General features: G+C 61.8%; 16 protein-coding genes. 8 read left to right on the top strand and 8 right to left on the bottom strand.

Annotated elements, in window-relative coordinates; genetic code table 11:
* Nucleotides 1-13: 13 nt before the first annotated feature.
* The 7 genes from GTP23_RS12370 to cyoA are packed head-to-tail and all read right to left on the bottom strand — an operon-like array spanning nt 14 to nt 6,826.
* Nucleotides 14-553 (bottom strand): response regulator transcription factor, encoded by a 540-nt coding sequence (locus GTP23_RS12370; protein WP_155436039.1) that lies wholly within the window; start codon nt 551-553, stop codon nt 14-16.
* Nucleotides 543-1,919, bottom strand: coding sequence for an ATP-binding protein (locus GTP23_RS12375; protein WP_161035393.1), 1,377 nt, complete (start codon nt 1,917-1,919; stop codon nt 543-545). The genes GTP23_RS12370 and GTP23_RS12375 overlap by 11 nt, the downstream gene beginning before the upstream one ends.
* A 16-nt stretch (nt 1,920-1,935) precedes the next feature.
* Complete coding sequence (locus tag GTP23_RS12380) at nt 1,936-2,796, bottom strand: SURF1 family protein (protein WP_161035394.1); 861 nt, start codon at nt 2,794-2,796, stop codon at nt 1,936-1,938.
* Entirely contained in the window at nt 2,796-3,203 is a 408-nt protein-coding gene (gene cyoD, locus GTP23_RS12385) for a cytochrome o ubiquinol oxidase subunit IV (RefSeq protein ID WP_161035395.1), read from the bottom strand. The genes GTP23_RS12380 and cyoD overlap by 1 nt, the downstream gene beginning before the upstream one ends.
* Nucleotides 3,200-3,814, bottom strand: coding sequence for a cytochrome o ubiquinol oxidase subunit III (cyoC, locus tag GTP23_RS12390; RefSeq protein WP_155436043.1), 615 nt, complete (start codon nt 3,812-3,814; stop codon nt 3,200-3,202). The genes cyoD and cyoC overlap by 4 nt, the downstream gene beginning before the upstream one ends.
* Complete coding sequence (gene cyoB, locus GTP23_RS12395) at nt 3,807-5,810, bottom strand: cytochrome o ubiquinol oxidase subunit I (RefSeq protein WP_161035396.1); 2,004 nt, start codon at nt 5,808-5,810, stop codon at nt 3,807-3,809. The genes cyoC and cyoB overlap by 8 nt, the downstream gene beginning before the upstream one ends.
* A gap of 2 nt (nt 5,811-5,812) precedes the next feature.
* Entirely contained in the window at nt 5,813-6,826 is a 1,014-nt protein-coding gene (gene cyoA / locus GTP23_RS12400; RefSeq protein WP_155436045.1) for a ubiquinol oxidase subunit II, read from the bottom strand.
* Between the two features lie 152 nt (nt 6,827-6,978).
* Between cyoA and GTP23_RS12405 the strand changes: the two genes are divergently transcribed.
* From GTP23_RS12405 to GTP23_RS12420, 4 genes are all read left to right on the top strand, one after another.
* Nucleotides 6,979-8,331, top strand: a complete 1,353-nt coding sequence (locus GTP23_RS12405) for an MFS transporter (RefSeq protein WP_161035397.1) — start codon at nt 6,979-6,981, stop codon at nt 8,329-8,331.
* A 105-nt stretch (nt 8,332-8,436) separates the two neighbouring features.
* A complete protein-coding gene (locus tag GTP23_RS12410; protein ID WP_161035398.1) occupies nt 8,437-9,420 on the top strand; it encodes a 2-dehydropantoate 2-reductase in 984 nt (327 codons plus the stop codon).
* 200 nt (nt 9,421-9,620) lie between these two features.
* Nucleotides 9,621-11,189: a fatty acyl-CoA reductase gene (locus GTP23_RS12415; RefSeq protein WP_161035399.1), complete on the top strand. Its 1,569-nt coding sequence runs from the start codon at nt 9,621-9,623 to the stop codon at nt 11,187-11,189.
* Between the two features lie 53 nt (nt 11,190-11,242).
* Complete coding sequence (locus GTP23_RS12420) at nt 11,243-12,610, top strand: wax ester/triacylglycerol synthase family O-acyltransferase (protein ID WP_161035400.1); 1,368 nt, start codon at nt 11,243-11,245, stop codon at nt 12,608-12,610.
* Between the two features lie 22 nt (nt 12,611-12,632).
* Here the strand turns inward: GTP23_RS12420 and GTP23_RS12425 are convergent, their stop codons facing one another.
* Nucleotides 12,633-13,838: a cyanophycinase gene (locus GTP23_RS12425; RefSeq protein ID WP_161035401.1), complete on the bottom strand. Its 1,206-nt coding sequence runs from the start codon at nt 13,836-13,838 to the stop codon at nt 12,633-12,635.
* Between the two features lie 198 nt (nt 13,839-14,036).
* On the opposite strand from GTP23_RS12425, the gene GTP23_RS12430 reads away from it, so the two are divergent.
* From GTP23_RS12430 to GTP23_RS23020, 4 genes are all read left to right on the top strand, one after another.
* Entirely contained in the window at nt 14,037-14,621 is a 585-nt protein-coding gene (locus GTP23_RS12430) for a RidA family protein (RefSeq protein ID WP_229256058.1), read from the top strand.
* A gap of 66 nt (nt 14,622-14,687) precedes the next feature.
* Nucleotides 14,688-16,049, top strand: a complete 1,362-nt coding sequence (locus tag GTP23_RS12435) for an amino acid permease (protein WP_161035402.1) — start codon at nt 14,688-14,690, stop codon at nt 16,047-16,049.
* On the top strand, nt 16,046-17,254 hold the full coding sequence (locus GTP23_RS12440; protein ID WP_161035403.1) for a hypothetical protein: 1,209 nt from the start codon (nt 16,046-16,048) through the stop codon (nt 17,252-17,254). The genes GTP23_RS12435 and GTP23_RS12440 overlap by 4 nt, the downstream gene beginning before the upstream one ends.
* A 149-nt stretch (nt 17,255-17,403) precedes the next feature.
* On the top strand, nt 17,404-19,158 hold the full coding sequence (locus tag GTP23_RS23020; RefSeq protein ID WP_161035404.1) for a methyl-accepting chemotaxis protein: 1,755 nt from the start codon (nt 17,404-17,406) through the stop codon (nt 19,156-19,158).
* Nucleotides 19,159-19,163 lie beyond the last annotated feature (5 nt).

Below are 19,163 nucleotides of genomic sequence, written 5' to 3' on the forward strand. Positions count from 1 at the left end.
CCGGGGCTGCCCCCTATTTGACGCGCTGTTTTTCCAGCTTGCGTGCCAGCGTGCGGCGGTGCATGCCGAGCCGGCGCGCTGCCTCGGAAATATTGAAATCCGTTTCCGCCAGCACGGTATGAATATGCTCCCACTCCAGCGTTTTCACGGAGGTGGCGCGATTGGTCAGTTCCAGCTCGGCCGCCCCTGCCACATGTTCGAACGCGGCTTCGATATCGTCCGTGTTGGATGGCTTGGCCAGATACTGGCAGGCGCCCAGCTTGATGGCTTCCACTGCCGTATTGATGCTGGCGAAGCCCGTCAGCACCACAATCAGCATGGCAGCATCGTGCTGGTGCAGCATCTGCACACAGGCCAGTCCCGATGAATTGCCCTTGAGTTTGAGATCGACCACCGCGTAGCCGGGACTATGTTCCACCAGCACGGCGCTGGCTTCATCCACATTTTCCGCCAGCAGTACTTTGTAGCCGCGCCGCTCGAACGAGCGGCTCAGCGTACGGGCGAACGCTGCATCGTCTTCGACCAGCAGCAGTACGCGTTGTTCAATAGTCATGTTGTTGCGTTTCCGATTTGATTTCTATCGCCGATACGGGCAGCGTCAGGCGCACTACCGCCCCGCCTTGCGGCAGGTTATGCGCCGTAACGGCACCGCCCAGCGTACGCGCCACGTTCACCACCAGGAACAGGCCAAGGCCACCACCGGGGCGGCCCTTACTCGAATTATAGGGCTTACCGAACTGCGCGAGTATATTCGCGGGAAAACCGGGGCCCGCATCCGTCACCTGCAGCACCAGCATACCCTGCTCGCACGAGGCTTCCAGCCGCAGCCAGTGCGGCGACGCTTCCAGCGCATTATCGAGCACATTGCAGATCATCTGCTTGAGCGTGGAATCGGATACCACGGGAAAATCGGGCGCTATGCGCTTGTCGAAAATGAATTGCACCACAGGGCGGCCATAGCGCCACTCGGCCACCGTCTCGTCGAGGAAGGTCAGGATGGTGGTGGCCGCCGACGATTCGCCGCGCGCTTCACCGGCCGACAGCAGAATGCCGCTGACGATGCTCTTGCAGCGTTTGAGCTGGGTCTGCATTTCCGCCACGTCGCCCAGCAGTTCGGGATTGTTCTTGAACTCGGGCATACGCTTCCAGTCACCGAGAATCACGGCCAGCGTGGCCAGCGGCGTACCCAGTTCGTGCGCCGCGCCGGAAGCCAGCAAGCCCATACGGATGATGTGCTCTTCTTCGGCCGCACGCTGGCGCAGGTCGGCCAGCTTGGCCGAACTGGCCCGCACATTGTCGCTAATGCGGGTGATGAACACCACCAGCAGCGCTGCGTCGAGCACGAAGCACAGCAGCATGCCCTGCACGTACAGGCTGGAGATGCCGTTGGCGTGGTCCAGCGGCAGCGTGAGCGGCTGGGAGAACAGGGCCAGACCGGCAATACAGGCGCCCGTCACGCCCACGATCACCCAGGTGGACCAGCGCTCCAGCAGCACGGCACCGAGTATCACCTGCAGCAGATAAAGGAAGACGAAGGGATTGGTGGCGCCGCCGCTCAGGTAGAGCTGGGCCGTCAGGCTGGCCACATCGACCAGCAGCGCCAGTAGCAGCTCGCCGTTCGAAACCACCTGATTTTCCTGCCAGCGCAGGGTGCTGGCGATATTGAAGGCGATCAGGCAGGCCAGCACATTGAGCATCAGCGCCATCGGCAGCGCCACGTCGTACACCAGCGAGGCGATCGAAATCGTGGTGATCTGCCCCACCACGGCGATCCAGCGCAGCTGGATCAGCTGCTGCATATTCTGGTGGCCCGCCGCGTGGGTGATGGTGCTGGCCGCCTGCGTGCTGTCCGCAGCCTGCGCCGCTACCGTGCCATGCGCAGGCTGTTTGCTCGCTTGCTCCGCAGTGTGTTGTGCCATTCCCGCCTTCTCATCATCAAGCTCTGTTCCAGCGCCGCGCATCGCGCGACATCCACCAGGCGATGCCGGCCACCATCAGTGCCAGCCCGTACCAGGTGAGAGCATAAACCAAATGATTGTTGGGGAAGGAAATTACTGTCAGCCCGCCCACCGGATGGGCTAGCGAACTGCCCGCGCCCTGCCGGTCCGAAGGCCGCAGCGCTTCGGCGTCACTACCGGCCTGCAGCGCCGCCAGCCGCTGCTCGGCTGGTGCATCGGCATCGACAAAATATGGTGCAACGCTACCCTGCTTCAGACCCAGCGCAGCCGCCATGGCCGCCACATCGCGCGAATACCAGCGGCCAGCCGCCGCATCATTGGCACGTAAAAAGCCGCCACGGGTTTCGCTGATGCGCAGCAGGCCCGTCACGCTGACGGCGGGACCGCCCGCCGTCGCCGCCTTGCATGCCTGATCGCCCGCGCGGACCGGCGCAGGTAGCTCACGTGCCGCTTCGGCGCTGACGAAGCCGCGATTGACCAGCACCACCGAACCATCGACCTGACACAAGGGCGTCACCAGCCAGTAGCCGCTGCCCAGTGCCGTGACGGCCTGCACCTTGCTGGTCAGTTCGTACAGCAGCACGCCATTCAGCAGCACATGGCGGTACTCATCACTGGCAGCAGTGATCTGCGCCCAGTGGCTGGGCGGCGGAGGGAAATCCGGCTCTGCGTGGACCCGCTGGTTCACCCTTTCGATCAAGTCCAGCTTCCATTGCAGCCGGTAGACTTGCCAGGTGCCTAAAGCGAAAAAGCCTGCACACAGCAGGCTTGCAATCGCTAGCAGGACAACACGCAAAGCCCGGTTGCGCTGGGGCGCCGGACTTTGCGTAGCCATCATTACATTGCGTGCGTGGCTTCGGTCATGCCAGGCATCATGTTGTGGTTCAGGTGGTACATGACCCAGATCGAACCGCTCATGGCGATCACGACCATCATCACCGTGAACAGCAGAGCCAGCATATTCCAGCCGCCTTCCGACTTCGAGTTCATGTGCAGGAAGTAGATCATGTGGACCACGATCTGCACGGCGCCCAGTGCCAGCAGCACGAAGGCTGCCGTGCTGGAGCTGGCAAACACTTTGCCCATCACCAGCCAGAACGGAATTGCCGTCAGAATGACCGACAGAATGAAGCCAGTGGCATAGCTGCCCAGGCTGCCGTGGTCGTGGTCGTCATGGTGGCCGTGGCCGTGACCATGATCGTCATGGCCGTGGCCATGGTCGTGTGCGTGCTTGTGATCGCTCATGGCAGAACTCCCATCAGGTAGACAAAGGTGAATACGCCGATCCAGACCACGTCCAGGAAGTGCCAGAACATCGACAGGCACATCAGACGACGGTTGTTTTCAGGCGTCAGACCGTGTTTCTTCAGCTGGAACATCAGCGTCACCAGCCAGACGATACCGAAGCTGACGTGCAGACCGTGGGTACCGACCAGTGCGAAGAACGAGGTCAGGAAACCGCTACGCTGCGGGCCGGCACCTTCGTGGATCAGGTGCACGAACTCGTACAGTTCGAGGTAGATAAAGCCGCAGCCCAGCAGGCCGGTTACGGCCAGCCAGATCAGCACCAGACGCAGATTTTTCTTCTGCATTTCCAGCATGGCAAAGCCATAGGTGATCGAGGACAGCAGCAGCAGCGAAGTGTTCAGCGCCACCAGTGGCAGATCGAACAGTTCGGCGCCCGATGGGCCGCCAGCGTAGTTACGGCCCAGTACAGCATAGGTCGCAAACAGACAGGCGAAGATCAGGCAGTCGCTCATCAGGTACAGCCAGAAGCCCAGCAGCGTGCCGTTCTCTGGATGGTGCTCGCGCACGAAGAAGCGCGAGCTTACGTCGGTAGCGGTGGTATTAGACATGGCTCTCCAGCAGACGGGTGCGCGCTTCTTCCGTACGAGTTACTTGATCCGCAGGGATGTAGTAGTCGCGCTTGTAGTTAAAGGTATGAACGATGACAGCCACCACCAGTGCCACGAAGGACACCACGGCCAGCAGCCACATTTGCCAGATCAGGCAGAAGCCGACCACGAAGCTGATGGCCGAGATGATGAAACCGGCACCAGTGTTCTTCGGCATGTGGATCGCAAGGAAGTCTTTCAGCGGACGGGTATAGCCGGCCTTCTTCATGTCGGCCCAGGCGTCGTTGTCATGCACGCGCGGGGTGAAAGCGAAGTTGTAGTCTGGCGGTGGCGACGAAGTCGACCATTCCAGCGTACGGCCGCCCCATGGGTCGCCCGTCACATCGGCCAGTTCCTTGCGACGCAGGAAGGACACGAAGAACTGGATCAGCATGGCAGCAACACCGACAGCGATCAGGGCCGCGCCCAGTGCAGCGATGATGAACCAGATACGCAGCGATGGATCTTCGAAGTGGCTCATACGGCGGGTTACGCCCATCAGGCCCAGTACGTACAGCGGCATGAAGGCCAGATAGAAGCCCGGTACCCAGCACCAGAACGATACTTTGCCCCAGAATTCATCGAGCTTGTAGCCGAAGGCCTTAGGGAACCAGAAGTTGATACCGGCGAACAGACCGAACAGCACGCCACCGATAATCACGTTGTGGAAGTGGGCGATCAGGAACAGCGAGTTGTGCAGCACGAAGTCGGCAGGTGGCACGGCCAGCAGCACGCCCGTCATACCGCCGATCACGAAGGTGACCATGAAGGCGACGGTCCACATCATCGGCAGTTCGTAACGGATACGGCCGTGGTACATGGTGAACAGCCAGTTGAAGATCTTGGCACCGGTCGGGATCGAAATGATCATGGTGGTGATGCCGAAGAAGGAGTTGACGCTGGCGCCCGAACCCATGGTGAAGAAGTGGTGCAGCCATACCAGATACGACAGGATGGTGATCACGACGGTGGCATACACCATCGAGGTGTAGCCAAACAGACGCTTGCTGCAGAAGGTGGAAACCACTTCCGAGAAGATACCGAACACTGGCAGAACCAGAATGTAGACCTCAGGGTGACCCCAGATCCAGATCAGGTTCACATACATCATGGCGTTGCCGCCGAAGTCGTTGGTGAAGAAGTTGGTGCCGAACATACGGTCGATCGACAGCATGCCCAGAACGGCGGTCAGCACAGGGAAAGCCGCCACGATCAGCACGTTGGTGCACAGCGCGGTCCAGGTGAATACCGGCATTTTCATCAGGCTCATGCCCGGTGCGCGCATCTTGACGATGGTAACGATCAGGTTGACGCCGGACAGCAGTGTACCGACCCCGGCAATCTGCAGCGACCAGATGTAGTAGTCCACCCCCACGTCAGGGCTGGCCAGTATGCCCGACAGTGGCGGATAGGCCAGCCAGCCGGTACGGGCGAATTCACCGACGAACAGCGAAGCCATGGTCAGCATGCCGCCGAACACGGACATCCAGAACGAGAAGTTATTGAGGAACGGAAAAGCCACGTCGCGCGCACCGATCTGCAGCGGCACCACGTAGTTCATGAAGCCCGTTACCAGCGGCATCGCTACGAAGAAAATCATGATCACGCCGTGGGCGGTGAACACCTGGTCGTAGTGGTGCGGTGGCAAAAAGCCGGCGCTGTCGCCGAACGACAGTACCTGCTGGGCACGCATCATAACGGCGTCGGCGAAGCCGCGCAGCAGCATGATCAGGCCGAAGATCATGTACATGATACCGATCTTCTTGTGGTCGATGGAGGTGATCCAGTCGCGCCACAGCGGGCCCCACAGTTTGAATTTGGTGATAGCACCGAGCACGGCAATCGCGCCCAGCGCCACCATGGCAAAGGTGCCGATCAGGATGGGCTCATGATATGGAATCGCATCCCAGCTCAGCCGGCCCAAGATCAGCTTGGTCAGAGTCATTTCTTCGTGCATGGTCAGTTCTTCTTGGTAGGGGTGATGCAAACTTCGTCGATGCTGGCCTGGGCGATGCGGCGGGCGCTGCGTTCTGCCGCCAGCGACACACTGGTGGCAGCGCGGGTAGCGCGGGCTTCATCTTCTGCAACCATTTCGCGGATGCAGGTGGCATTGCGGTCGACACAGCGGTTGACGATGGCTTCGTACAGATCGGCATCGACCTTGCCGAAGCGGCGTACAGGCTCGCGTTCGCTAGGCTTGGCCACTTCCGTGTAGGTGGCACGGTCCAGCGTTTCGGTGCTGGCGCGGGTGCTGTCTACCCATTTATCGAAGTCGGCTTGCGAGGTGCCGTAGAACTTGAAGCGCATGTGCGAGAAGCCGGCGCCGCTGTAGTTAGCGGAGAAGCCTTCGTACACGCCAGCTTTGTTGATGACGGCGTTCAGCTGGGTTTCCATGCCCGGCATGGCGTAGATCTGGCCGGCCAGTGCAGGAATGTAGAACGAGTTCATCACTTCGGTCGCCGTGATCTTGAAGCGTACTGGCACATCCACCGGTGCATACAGTTCATTGATGGTCGCCACGCCTTGCTCAGGGTAGATAAACAGCCATTTCCAGTCCAGCGCCACCACTTCCACTTCCAGCGGCTTGACAGCGGCCGAAATCGGACGGCTGGCATCCAGACGCGTCAGCGGACGGTAAGGGTCCAGCAGGTGGGTACTGATCCAGGTCAGCAGACCCAGCGCGATGATGATCAGCAGAGGCGCACCCCAGATGACCAGCTCCAGACGGGTCGAGTGATCCCAGTCGGGCTCGTACTTGGCGGCGGTGTTGTTTTTGCGGTAACGCCACGCAAACCACAGCGTCAGGAAGATGACGGGTACGATAATCAGCAACATCAGAGCAGTAGACACCATGATCAGGTGGCTTTGTTGCTGGGCAATATCTCCGGACGGATTCATGACGACTGTATTGCATCCTGCAAGCGCAATAAGTGCGGCAACGAACAGCCCGCGTTGGGCGAGTTTATGTATCATGCGATAAAAGTGCTGTACAGAGTGGGAGGATCGTGCCACTGTACACACAACATCAAAATATGTGGATTGGACACTTTGTCCTACCCTGTCCAGTCTTCGAAACTTGATGTTGCGCAGCACTTATAAAATAAACAACTAGTGAGACAAAGATTATGGCCAACATGAATACACCTCATGGGGGCAGCATCGCTGCCGATTTTCCTCCACACCAAAGTGCGGAAGACGCACGGCGGATCAACACAGACGACCATGCCATTTCACCGGGTGAAATCGCGGTCGGCGTAGTGATAGGCCGGGCCTCCGAGTACTTTGATTTCTTTGTCTATGCCATAGCCTCCGTGCTGGTATTCCCTTCCATGCTGTTCCCCTTCGACGGCAGGCTGGAAGGAACCTTGTACGCATTCACTATATTTTCTTTTGCTTTCATTGCAAGGCCGATAGGCACCGCCATCTCGATGGCGATCCAGCGCCGTTACGGCCGGGAAGTCAAGCTCACTGTTGCTTTATTCCTACTCGGCTCCACCACGGCCGGCATAGCCTTCCTGCCCACCTACACGGAAATTGGTGTTTACGCTGTCATCATTCTGTCCGTGCTGCGTGTAGGACAGGGACTGGCACTGGGCGGCTCCTGGGATGGCCTGCCATCGCTGCTGGCGCTCAACGCGCCGGAAGAAAAGCGCGGCTGGTACGCCATGCTGGGCCAGCTCGGTGCACCCGTCGGCTTCTTCCTGGCCGCCGGCCTGTTCTGGTATCTGATCGGCAACCTCAGCGATCTGGACTTCATGGACTGGGGCTGGCGCTATCCCTTCTATGTGGCCTTCGCCATCAACGTGGTGGCCCTGTTTGCCCGTCTGCGCCTGATTTCCACCAATGAATACACCCATTTGCTGGAAGAACGCGAACTGCAGCCCACCAGCGTGATCGAAATGGCCCGCTCGCAAGGCCGCAACCTGATCATCGGCGCCCTCGCCGCGCTGGCCAGCTATGCCCTGTTCCACCTCGTGACGGTGTTCCCGCTGTCGTGGATTACCATCTACTCGCCCCGTAACATGGCCGACTTCCTCGCCACCCAGATGACGGGCGTGGTGCTGATGGCCGTCGGCGTGGTGGCATCCGGCGTGATTGCCGACCGTATCGGCCGGCGCCGTACGCTGGGCACGCTGGCTTCGCTGATCGCCGTATTCAGCGTGTTCGTACCGATGATGCTCGACGGTGGCGAAGCGGGCCAGAACACCTTCATCATGCTGGGCTTCGCTCTGCTGGGCCTATCCTACGGTCAGGCGGCCGGTGCCGTGACGGCCAACTTCCCCTCGCACTACCGCTACACGGGCGCTGCCTTCACGTCCGATCTGGCCTGGCTGGTGGGTGCAGGCTTTGCCCCGCTGGTGGCACTGGGCGTGTCTTCCCAGTTCGGTCTGGCCTATGTCGGCCTGTATCTGCTGTCGGGCGCCGTCTGCTCGCTGGCTGCACTGAGCCTGAACCGCGCTCTCGACATCCGCAACTAACTAGATAGCTTCACCCTGACGCCAGCGCACGGATTTTCCGGCGCTGGCGTTTTTACGTTGAAAGCATGGCAAAATAGCCACCTTTTTGATTCAACGGAGATTCCCATGAAAGTAGCGATCGTCGGCGCAGGTGCCATCGGCGGCTTTATCGGCACACGGTTAGCCCTCGCCGGCCAGTGCCAGCTGAGCGCCTACGCAAGGGGAGCCACGCTGGCCGCCCTGCGCAGCCATGGCTGGCGCCTGCAGATGGGCGAACAGCTGCTGCAAGCCCCCTGCCACGCCAGCGACGACGCGGCGGCATTGGGAGTACAGGATGTGGTGATCATTGCCGTCAAAGGTCAGGCGCTGGCCACCGTGGCGCAGCAGATCGGCCCCATGATAGGCCCGCACACCTTGATACTGCCCGCCATGAACGGCGTGCCCTGGTGGTTCGGCGCAGGCAATGCGGCCATGGGCACGGCGCCGCTGGAAAGCGTCGATGCCGATGGCGTGATTGCGGCAGCACTGCCGGCGGCACAAGTGCTGGGCTGCGTGGTACATGCCAGCACCTCCACGCCGGAGCCCGGTCTAGTCAGCCACAAGATGGGCAATGGCCTGATCATAGGCGAACCGGCAGGTGGTGTGTCGCCGCGCGCCGGGCAGCTAGGCCAGTTACTGCGTGGGGCCGGCTTCGATGTCACCGTGACGGCTAATATCCGGCAGGATATCTGGTACAAGCTGTGGGGCAATATGACGCTCAACCCCGTTTCCGCCATCACGGGCGCTACGGCCGACCGCATCCTCGACGACCAGCTGGTGGCGGAATTCTGCCGCGCCGCCATGCGCGAAGCCCAGCAGATCGGCGCGCTGATCGGCTGCCCCATCGCGGAGACGCCGGAGCAGCGCCATCTGGTCACGCGCAAACTGGGCGCATTCAAAAGCTCGATGTTGCAGGATGCCGAGGCCGGCCGCACACTGGAACTCGATGCGCTGGTGGCAGCCGTGCGCGAAATTGGCCAGCGCGTGGGTGTGGCCACGCCTTTCATTGATGCCGTACTGGGCTTGACGCGTCTGTTCGGCCGCGTGCATGGCCTGTATCCGCAGGCCTGAGCAGCCAGCTAGCATGGCAACGTTGCGCAAATGCCTCAATGTTGCCATCACGGCCACACCCGTTTCTCCTGTGACTAGCGGCGCATGACTCGCCCAGCCATGTGTTTGGCTCCCCAAGCCAGTCTATAGCGTCCGGAAATAAAGTGGTTTCGCTCTAAGATCGGTTCATTGCAGTATTGATACCGTATCCGAGAAACCCTATGAAGCCAGCCTTGAATGTGCACGCGGCGCTGTCCGGTAAGCGCGTACTGATCACCGGTAGTACCGGCTTTCTTGCCAAAGTTGTGCTGGAAAAGCTGGTGCGCAGCGTGCCCGACATCGGCCGCATCGTCCTGCTGATCCGCGCTGGCACGAATGGCAGCGATGCGCGCCAGCGTTTCGAGCGCGATATCGCCACCTCCTCGATTTTCGACCGCCTGCGCGCCGAACATCCGGCCTATCTGGCGCAGTTCTTCGCCGAGCGCATCGAATGCGTGACGGGCGAAGTCACCGCGCCCTGCTTCGGCCTACCCAAGGCCGAGTTCAATGCACTGGCGCGCCGTATCGATCTGGTCATCAATGCGGCAGCCAGCGTCAACTTCCGCGAAGCGCTGGACGAAGCACTGGCCATCAACGCCCTTAGCGTGGAGCACATCGCCGAACTGACCCGCGCCAACAATGCGCCACTGGTACAGGTCTCCACCTGCTATGTGAATGGCTACAATCAGGGCGATATGGGCGAGCAGAACGTCGTCCCGGCGCGCGCCGCCATCCCGCGCCATGGCGATGGCTATTACGATCTGTATGCGCTACGGAAGCATCTGGAACACCGCATTGCGCAGGTACGCGCCAGCACCAGCGTGCCGGAAGAACTGGAGCGCCGCCTGACGGAACTGGGCATCGCCGAAGCCAACTACCACGGCTGGAACGATACCTACACCTTCACCAAATGGATGGGCGAACAGCTGGCCATGCGCGCCATGCGCGGCCGCTCGCTGACCATCGTGCGTCCTTCCATCATCGAAAGCACGCTGGAAGAGCCGGTACCGGGCTGGATCGAAGGCGTGAAAGTGGCCGACGCCATCATCCTCGCCTACGCACGCGGCAAGACCAGCTTCTTCCCCGCCAAGGCCGATGAAATCGTCGACATCATACCGGCCGATATCGTCGCCAACAGCGTGCTGCTGGGTGCTGCCGAAGCCCTGCTGGAAGCACCGGCCACGCGTATCTATCAATCCTGCACGGGTTCTTCGCGCCCCATCACCGTGGGTGGCGTGATAGCTCTGATACAGGGTGAATCGCAGCGCAACTGGCAGCAGTATGAGCGCCTGTTCTACCGCCAGCCCAAGCACGACTTCCGTGTCGTCAGCCGTCCCGTGTTTCTGGTACTGCTGCGCGCCATGCGCCTCGCGGCAGGTGGCTGGAGCGGCATACGCCGCCTGCTCGGCGCCGGCGAATCGCCCAGGCTGGAAGCGCTGCGTACCACCCAGCTGCTGGCGCTGACGTTCTCGTTCTACACGGCGCCGCGCTACACCTTCCATAACAGCTCGCTGATGGCGCTGGCCCAGCGCTTCGTCAGCGAAGATCGCGCCCGTTTCAACGTCGATAGCAGGCGTATCGACTGGCAGGAATATCTGTGCCGCATCCACATGGCAGGTCTGAACCGCTATGCCCTGCGGCCACGCGCACCGAAATCGGCCGAGGCGCAAGCCGCGGCGGCAGCAGTACCCGAGGCAGCGCAGGCTGCCCCGCATGCAGTAGAACAGGCAGCACCGGCCACGCCGTTATAAAAACCAGATGGACGCCGCCACAGATGCGGTGCCACAGGAGGAGACAGCAGCACATGAGCAAAGCAAGCGCAGCCCCAGCGGCAATGACCCGGCGTGACTATGCATGGCATCGCATGGACACGGAACGCAACCTGATGGTCATCAACAGTATCCTGCTGTTCGAAGGCGCGGTCGACATGGAGCGGCTGGTTTCCACCATCGCTCTGCGCCTGCCCAACTACCCGCGCTTCACCCAGAAGGTGGAGCAGCGTCATGGCCGCCCGCACTGGGTGGAAGACCACGCCTTTGACATCAACCGCCACATCAAGCTGGAACAGATGGAGCAGGACGTCAGCCGCGCCGATTTGCAAAGCCATATGACGCGCCTGGCCCACCTGCCGCTGGAACGCGACCGCCCCATGTGGCATATGACGGTGCTGGACCGCGTCAACGGCGGCCACGCCATCGTGTTCCGCGTCCACCACTGCATCACCGACGGTCTGGGGCTGGTCCATGTGCTCAACCACCTGACCGACGACAACGGCCTGCATGGCCGCACGCCCTCGCCGGTCGGCCATCCGCACCGCGCCACGGTGGCGCATAACGCCGTCTGCTCGGCCGTGGCACGCGGCATTTCGTGGCTGAAGATCGCCTTCCATGTGAGCCGTCTGTCGGTGCTGTGGCCCGATGCGCACAGCCGCTTCAAAGCCCCGATGACGGGCGAAAAGCAGCTGGTCTGGCTGCCGCCGCTCGATATGGAACGGGTGCGCGCGATGTCCAAGCGCATGGGCGTTACGCTCAACGACGTCTGGGTGGCCGCCGTCTCGGGCGCGCTGCGCAAATATCTGGACGAGCATGGCCAGCGCCCTGATGGTCGCGCCCTGCGTGCCGCCGTCACCTTCAATCTGCGCGAGAAAGCCAATGCTTTCCAGCTGGGGAATGAGTTCGGACTGGTGGCCGTCGATCTGCCCACCAATGTGGATGATCCGCGCCTGCGCCTCAAGCAGTCCAGCGCGCGCATGACGGCCATCAAGCGCTCGCACCAGCCGCGCGCCACCATGGCCTTCCTGTCGATTGCCGGCTGCCTGCCGACGGCGCTGCAGCACTTCGCCCTCAATCTGTTCACTTCCAAGGGTTCGGTGGTGCTGACCAATATCGAAGGGCCGGTGAGCCGCCGCTATCTGGCCGGTTCGCGCATGACGGACCTGATCTGCTGGGTGCCGCAGGCGGGCAAGTTAGGCGTCGGGCTGGCCTTCATTTCCTATGCCGGCCAGATCCAGCTGGCACTGTTCGTGGATACCGATCTGGTGCCGGACCCGGACCGCCTGATGGCCCTCACCTACGAAGCTTTCGAGGAACTGCAGCTGGCTACGGCAGGTGAAGAGGCGCCGCAGAGCAGCACCGATCTGGCCGGTACGGGCGCACTGGCCGCCGGATCCTGAACACCCCCGGCAGCATCAGCCGCTAGCGATACCACGGCTGGCTGATCTGCAGGGGCCGCACGTCGAGCCGCAGCTTCAGCACCGTATAGGCTTCCGAAGTAGCTGATTCATAGCCTTCGCTTTCGGCCACGCGGGTGAACTTGAATTCAAAGCCCAGCTCCGGATGCGGCTCGCCCGGCGCTGCCGTGGCAATGCCGATGGCCTGCGTCTGCACATTGTCGATCAGACGTTCCATCAATATCAGCACAGCATTGTGGCCGAGAATATCGCTGGAATACACGGGCTGACGGTTGGCCGGATGGAGCGGATCGACTTTGCCGTCGATCTTGTCGGCCGAAGGGATGTAGCGCCCGCTGGGCAGCTCGAAACGGTCACCCCGGTCGTAATAACTGATGCGCGCATTGCTCAGATTGAACTGGGGCGTCGCCCCATCCACCGTGGCCTGCTGCAAATCGAGCAGCAGCGCGCCCTGATAACCTAGCACTTCCACATTACGCTGGCCCTGCACCACCAGCGCGGTGTTTTCGTCGATGCCCAAACCCAGCTTGTAACCCTTCTTCAGCATGGCCGGCAGCATGCGGGCGAAGCGTCCGCGCGCCAGCAGGTGCTGGTCAACAAACACATCCTTGCCGATGAAGCCCAGACCGGGCGCCAGCTCCTTGCCGTCGTTGACGCCGCTGCTCAGGGTATCCATTACGCTGCGGGTTTCGTCATACATGGTGCTGCTCATGATGGCCGCACCGGCACTGGTGCCGGCGATCACGCCGCCACGCTGATACAGATCCCAGATCGCCTGCAGCACGGCCGTACGGCTGCCATCGGGGCGCACCAGCGCGCGCGTAATCTTGGTCTGGTCGCCGCCGGCGAAATACACCCCGCCCGCTTCCCGTATGCTTTGCGCCAGTTGCGCATCTTCCGCATCGATGCGGTAATCGCGCTGCTTCAGGCTGGGCGCCAGCGGCACCACGAAAGCGGCCGCGCCGTAGCGGTTCAGATAACTGGCGATATTGCCTCCCGAACGTTCGGGGTTGCCGGCCGCCGTAGGCAGCACGGCGATGCGTGCACCGGCGCCGCCCGACAGCTCGACGATGCGCTGCCATACCACGGCATTATCGGCCCGCAGCGCGCCGCCGATAATCACCAGCGAGCCTTGCGGCGGCGTTTCGGCCGCCGCGCCCTGTGTGCACCAGATCAAACCCGCTACCAGCCAGCCCAGCCACCGCTTCATACGCCACCCTCGTCAAATTCGCCTGTCAGGCAGAAAAACCGGCAAAAACCGGCTGCACTCCCCGAAAAAGGCTACAGCATACTGATATTTGCCACATTCTGGCAGAGCTATCTTGCGCCTGCATGCGCAATGATTTACTTCGGCTGGACGGGCTGCCTATAATTTACTGTCGGTTAAGACCACTCACAGGAGCCCGTCTTGCAACCATCGTCCTGCCTTGCCCTGAATTTTTCCAGTCTTTCAGCCGCGGGCACCAGCCAGCCGCTGAACCTGCAGCTTGATCGCCTGCTGCCCGCAGCGCGCAGCGTCGTGTTTCATGCACTGCACACTGCCCGCCGTGCCAGCGTACATACACTGGTACGCGCCGGATTGCTGGCCAGCCTGCTGGGCGCGCCGCTGGCGCAGTCCACCCAGTTCTACAACAAGGGCGCCGAACCGGGCCTGCCATTCTCGCTGGCCGTGCGTGCGGGCGACTACATTTTCATCTCCGGCCAGCTGGGCATAGGCCCGGCCGGACTGGCCAAGGGGCTGGAAGCCCAGAGCAGGCAGGCCATGGAGAATATAGGCGCCATCCTCAAAGGCCATAATCTGAACATGGACGATGTGGTCAAATGCACCGTCATGCTGACCGATATGAGCAAGTGGGCGGATTTCAACCGCATCTATACGGGCTATTTCAAGCCTGACCGCCTGCCTGCCCGCAGCGCCATGGGCGTGAGCGCGCTGGCCATGGGCGGCGAAGTGGAAATCGAATGCATGGCCTACCTGCCAAGGAGGTTGTAAAACAGCCGTCTGACTCTGCCATTTCTGCTATAGAATCATGTTTTTTACTCAACAACCGAGGCAGCGATGGCAGCACAGCAGAACCAACTCCGGCGCGGGCTGAAAAGCCGCCACATCCAGCTGATCGCGCTCGGTGGCGCCATCGGCACCGGTCTGTTCCTCGGCATAGCCCAGACCATACAGATGGCCGGCCCTTCCGTACTGCTGGGTTATGCGATTGCCGGCGTGATTGCCTTCCTCATCATGCGCCAGCTCGGCGAAATGGTAGTCGATGAACCCGTGGCGGGCTCGTTCAGCTATTTTGCCGATAAATATTGCGGCCACTGGGCCGGTTTCATGTCGGGCTGGAATTACTGGGTGCTGTATGTGCTGGTCAGCATGGCCGAACTGTCGGCCGTGGGCATCTACGTGCAGTACTGGTGGCCAGCAGTTCCCACCTGGGCTTCGGCACTGGCCTTCTTCCTGATTATCAATGCCATCAGCCTGTCCAATGTGAAGGCTTTCGGCGAAATGGAATTCTGGTTCGCCATCATCAAGGTGGTGGCCATCGTCGGCATGATAGGCTTCGGCGCCTACCTGCTGGCCACGGGCGGCGCGGGCGAGCAGGCCAGCGTGGCCAATCTGTGGCAGCACGGCGGCTTCTTCCCCAACGGGGTCAGCGGCATGCTGATGGCCATGGCCGTGATCATGTTCTCGTTCGGCGGGCTGGAGCTGATAGGCATTACGGCAGCCGAGGCCGACAATCCGGCACACAGCATCCCCAAGGCCACCAATCAGGCCATCTACCGCATCCTGATTTTCTATATCGGCGCGCTGGGCATCCTGCTTTCGCTCTATCCATGGCAGAAAGTGGTCACGGGTGGCAGTCCGTTCGTGCTGATCTTCCACGCTCTGAACAGCAATCTGGTGGCCCATGTGCTCAATGTGGTGGTGCTGACGGCCGCCCTGTCGGTGTACAACAGCGGCGTGTATTCCAACACCCGCATGCTGTACGGTCTGGCGCGTCAGGGCAATGCGCCGCGCGCGCTGCTCAACGTCAACGGCCGCGGCGTGCCCGTGGTGGCGCTGGGGGTTTCCGCTCTGGCAACGGGCATCTGCATCGTGATTAATTACCTGATGCCGGGCAAAGCCTTCGGCTTCCTGATGGGACTGGTGGTGTCGGCACTGATCATCAACTGGGCGCTGATCAGCTGGATCCACCTGCGCTTCCGCGCCGCCAAGCTGGCAGCGCAGCAGACTAGCCAGTTCCGCAGCCCCGCCCAGCCTTACACCAACTACCTGTGCTTGGCCTTCCTGCTGGGCATACTGGTGGTGATGTTCCTGACCCCGGATCTGCAACTGTCCGTCTACCTGATTCCTGTCTGGCTGGCCGCGCTGGCACTGGGCTACCGCCTGCGCGGCAAACCGGTAGCGGAGCGCACGGCTTGAGCGGCAAGGCACGGACTTACCGCAGCCTGTATTGCTACCCGTGGGATGTGCTCTCTGCTGGCCAGCACCGCCAGCACCTGCAGCGGCTGGGCATGAATGGCGTGACGCTGGCGGTCAGCTACCACGCCGGCAAATTCCTGCGCCCCCATGCCGGTGCCACGCCGCGCGTGATCTTCCCCGAAGACGGCGTGGTGTATTTCGAGCCGGATTCTTCGCTGTATGGCGAACTCCGGCCTATAGCCCATTCCGATCCGGCCATGCGCCGCGTGCTGCCCGAGCTGGTGGCCGATGGCCAGCTGGCGGTGCACGCATGGACCGTGCTGCTGCATAACAGCCGGCTCGGTGCGCTGCACCCGCAATACACGGCGCGCAATGTATTCGGCGATGGCTATGTCTACAGCCTGTGCCCCATGCACGATGCCGTGTTTGCCTATGCCGTCAATCTGAGCCGCGACATTGCCGCACAGGGCGTGCATTCGCTGGTACTGGAAACCCCGGGCTGGCTACCGTATGCCCATGGCTACCATCACGAGTTTGCCCAGCTGCGCAGCAACGTCTGGCTCGATACCATGCTGGGCCTGTGCTTCTGCGATGCCTGCATGGCCGCTGGCCGCCAGCACGGACTGGACATGGACAGCCTGCGCAGTTCCATCGCCGCCAGCGTCGACCTGTATCTGCAAGCTCCCGTGGATGCCACACCCGCTCAGGCGCAAGCATGGCTGCAAGCCGACCTGCTGGCCCAGCCTGCACTGGCCGAGTGGCTGCTGCTGCGCCAGCGCCGTGTGACGGCGCTGGTAGGCGCTATCCGCGCCGCCATCCCGCCACAGGTAGAGCTGGCCGTGATTGCCACCGTACAGCGACCCACCGCCAGCAACTGGCTGGAAGGTATGGATCTGCCAGCACTGGCCCGGGTGGCAGACTGGATCGAAATACCGTTCTACGAAGCCGACGCGGCTGCCGTGGCCAGCGATGCCTGGGACTGCCGGCGCCGCCTCGGTGGCAGTGCACAGATCCGCGCCATTCTTCGCCCCGGACCGCCAGATCTGGCGGACGGCGCCCAGCTATCCAGCGCCCTGACCCGGCTGGCACAGCTAGGCATCCGCGAGCTGGGCTTCTACAACTTCGGTCTGCTGCGCCCGGATCGGCTGGAAGCGCTCGCCGCAGCGCTGCGCGCCCTTCCTGACGAGCCAGCAAGCCTTGCCTGAGCTCAACTTTCAAAATGATGGTAAGCAGTTCTTGTATTTTGACAATGTCTCCTTTAGCCTAAGTAGTACTACGCGAGCGTCATAGCAACACTCTGCTGCGCCAGCATGCAGCAGGGGCGCGCCCGTTCCCACTAGATACGGAGAACTCTATGTTTGACCGGCTTACCATCCGCACCCGCCTCACTGCCACCATCGCTTTGCTAGCCCTGCTCATGCTGTTTCTCGGCGCGCGCGGGATCTTTGAGTTGCGAAAAAGCAACGAGATCCTGAAAGACGTATATGGCAATTCCATGGTCTCCATGAAAGCCATCTACGAATCGCAAATCCAGCTGGACCGGGCCCGCCTGTCGCTGGACCGGGTAGCACTCGATCTCGACAACCCCGCTTCGCAGGACCCGCTCAAGAAGGCACAGGATTTTATCGATGGTAACGAGAAGTTCTGGAAGAGCTATCTGGCCCTGCCTTTCGGACCGGGCGAGAAAGCGCTGGCCGACAAGGCGGAAGCCAACCGTCAGGCGCTGATCAAGGAAGGCCTGCAGCCCGCGATCAAGGCGCTGACGGACAAGAATCAGGACGAAATCCGCCGGCTGATGCTGGGCGAGATCACCCGCCTGTTCCGCCTCTACATAGAGGGCAACGAAAAGCTCGCCGCCTACCAGCTGGAAAGCACGGGCCAGCGCTACGCCGACAGTCAGGCCGACTACGCGCGCAGCATGATGCTGTCGATTGCCGCCATCGTCATCGGCGTGGGTCTGGCCGGCGTATCCGGCCTGATGCTGATGCGCGCCGTCATGCACCCGCTGGACGAAGCCCGCAATCACTTCGAAGCCATGGCGCAAGGTAATCTGTCCAACCAGATCGACCAGAGTCGCGACGATGAAATGGGCGCCATGATGGTCGGCCTCAAGCATATGCAGGAGCGCCTGGCCGGCACCGTGCGCAGTGTGCGCGAAGGCAGCGACGCCATCGCCACGGCCAGCAGCGAAATTGCCGCCGGCAATCTGGACCTGTCGCGCCGCACCGAACAGCAGGCCGCCAGTCTGGAAGAAACCGCCTCATCGCTGGAAGAGCTCACCTCTACCGTGCGGCAGAATTCGGAAAATGCCCGTCAGGCCAGTGCCCTCGCCACCTCGGCCTCCGAGATCGCCATCAAGGGCGGCGAGCTGGTCAGCCGTGTGGTCGATACCATGGGTTCGATCACGGAATCGTCGGACAAGATCGCCGACATTATCGGCGTCATCGACGGCATCGCTTTCCAGACCAATATTCTGGCCCTGAATGCAGCGGTGGAGGCAGCGCGGGCCGGCGAACAGGGGCGCGGCTTTGCCGTGGTTGCAACCGAGGTGCGCAATCTGGCCCAGCGTTCGGCTGCTGCCGCCAAGGACATCAAGGCACTGATCACCGACTCGGTCGAGAAAGTGGGCAGCGGCAGCGCGCTGGTCAACGAGACCGGCAGCACCATGCATGAAATCGTCAGCAGCGTGGGCCGCGTCACCTCCATCATCAGCGAGATCAGCGAAGCGGGGCGCGAGCAGGAGATAGGCATAGAGCAGATCAACCAGGCCGTAGCCGAGATGGACAATGTGACCCAGCAGAATGCCGCGCTGGTGGAACAGGCGGCCGCTGCTTCGCAAGCCATGCAGGAACAGGCGGCCAATCTGGCGCAGATGGTGGCGGTGTTCCAGATCGCCGGCGACACCCAGCGCCATGGCGTGGCACGTGCCAGCGCGCCGGCTGCGGCCAGCACCCAGCCGGCACGGCGCAGCGCCATCGCCCGCCCTGCTCCCGCTGCCCTTAAAGCCAGCGCACCGGCGCCCACGCCGCGGGCCAGCGCCGCTAGCAGCGAGAGCAAGGCCAGCCGGCCGGCCAGCAAACCTGCCGAAGACGAGTGGGAAGAGTTCTAAAGCCG

This window comes from Duganella fentianensis (assembly GCF_009857835.1).
Lineage (GTDB): Bacteria > Pseudomonadota > Gammaproteobacteria > Burkholderiales > Burkholderiaceae_D > Rugamonas > Rugamonas fentianensis.